At 45.4% G+C, this 2,158-nt stretch carries 2 protein-coding genes; both read right to left on the reverse strand.

What is annotated here, in order from left to right:
* The coding region (locus tag WEIDD23_RS14295; RefSeq protein WP_278279464.1) for a DNA-formamidopyrimidine glycosylase family protein at positions 1–499 on the reverse strand (499 nt) is incomplete at its 3' end.
* 189 nt (positions 500–688) lie between these two features.
* Positions 689–2,158: DNA polymerase I (gene polA, locus WEIDD23_RS01830; RefSeq protein WP_082778295.1), on the reverse strand; the 1,470-nt coding region annotated here is incomplete at its 5' end.

A 2,158-nucleotide genomic window follows, 5' to 3' on the forward strand; every position in this document is an offset into this window, starting at 1 on the left:
TTTGATCAAGCAAAAACGGCTTCACATGCATGCGTGATTTACCAAACTCTGCCACCATATAGGCTAAGCTTAAAGTTGACTCAGTTGGTTCGGGACCGATTTTGGCTAAACCAGCAACTTGTAACGCCTCCGCGTCGGGCACTAATTTCATCCGCCCAAATTTACGTGTATCACGATATAACAAATCGATGCCATCATCTAAGTGGAAAGTCACCAAATCATGCTTACCCGGCTCGGTTCCTGCCGGCACAGTATAATACGCCCCCTCCATTCGCAAGTGCGACACCATCGTCATCCCGCCGGAAAAGCGGAACAGTAAGTATTTACCGCGACGGTCAATCGCCTCAATTCGTCGCCCAGCTAGTTCAGCATCAAATTCCTCCGGTGATAGGCCGTCGACTGTTTTCTCCCACCACACGGCAGTACCTTGTACAGTTCGTCCAACAACTAAGCGGGTTAACCCGCGTCGGACTGTTTCGACTTCTGGCAATTCTGGCATCTGTCTTCATCCCCCTTTGGCATGTGCTCATTAACACTTTATTCCTAGGCTAGTACCCATGGATTAAAGCAAACTTTATGTTTTCGGTATCTTCTAGTCTACCATTTTTCATGTGACTTATTAACCTGGAAATACAAAAATAAGCATTAGCCGAAACTAATGCTTACAGTGTCAGTATGCTGTTAAACGTTACTTTGCATCATACCAAGTTTCACCTTCATGCGATGCCACAATCAAAGGGACATCCAATTGCATTGCGGAATCCATGACGCGTGGCACCAACTCATGCAAAATTGGCAATTCTGACTCAGGTGCTTCAAAAATCAATTCGTCGTGTACTTGCAGGAGCATTTTAGCTTGCAAACCAGCGTCACGCAACGCTTTTTCCATGTTAATCATGGCGATTTTAATAATATCAGCAGCCGAACCTTGAATTGGTGAATTCATAGCTGTGCGTTCCGCAAAACTACGTAAATTGAAATTTTTCGCCTTAATGTCTGGCAAGTAACGACGACGATGTGCAATCGTTTCAACATATCCTTGCTCGCGTGCTGCGGCGATAATTTCCTCAGACCACGTCTTCACCCCAGGATATTGCTCAAAGTACGTATCGATAATTTGCTTGGCTTGCTTTCGTGAGACACCAATATTTTTTGCTAAGCCAAAATCAGAAATGCCATATACAATACCAAAGTTAACTGCCTTGGCTTGACGTCGTATGTTACCGTCAACCGTCTCATCCGGGCCAATACCGAAAATACGACGCGCCGTCGCAGCGTGAATATCCTCACCATTGATAAACGCTTCTTGTAAGTGCTTGTCGCCTGTAATATGCGCCAAGACACGCAACTCAATCTGTGAATAATCGGCACTTAGAATTCGCCACCCCTTCTCACGTGGTACAAAGGCTTTACGAATCCGTCGTCCTTCTTCAATCCGGACCGGAATATTTTGCAGATTTGGATCGACTGACGACAACCGACCAGTTTGAGTTAGGGTTTGGAGATAACGCGTGTGTACCTTAGAATCCGAACCGTGAATTACACGTAGCAACCCCTCTACGTAAGTCGATTGAATCTTTGCAATTTGACGATAAGCCAAAATTGAGGCAACTAGCGGTACATCGCCCATTTGCTCCAAAACCTCTACGCTTGTTGAATAACCTGTCTTCGTCTTCTTGATTGGGGTGTAACCCATTTCTTCAAATAAGACCACACCTAACTGCTTTGGTGACTGCACGTTAAACTCGTGGCCAGCCTGTTGGTAAATAGTTTGCTCGAGTTCCGCTAGCCGCTCCGTTAATTTACTTCGCATTTCAAGCAACGTATTCGCATCAACTGTAATACCCGTCGCTTCCATATCGGCCAGTACGTACGTCAGGGGCAATTCAATGTCATCATACAACTGCGTTTGTTCGTGTTCTGTCAATTTCGCCATCAATGGGTCCTTCAAATATTGAATGGCCATGGCTTTGCGCCCCAAGTGTTCGAAAAGATCCTCATCAGCCTCAGGAATCGCGAATTTAGCGCCTTTACCATAAACTTCTTCATCCGTACGAACGGCGTAGTAACCATTTTCATGGGCCAAAGCCCCCATATCATTATTGTTGTCATTTGCGTCAAGCAAGTATGCCACTAACAACAAATCAAATGCGACGTT

The sequence above is a fragment of the Weissella sp. DD23 genome (genome assembly GCF_001579105.1).
Classification (GTDB): domain Bacteria; phylum Bacillota; class Bacilli; order Lactobacillales; family Lactobacillaceae; genus Weissella; species Weissella cibaria.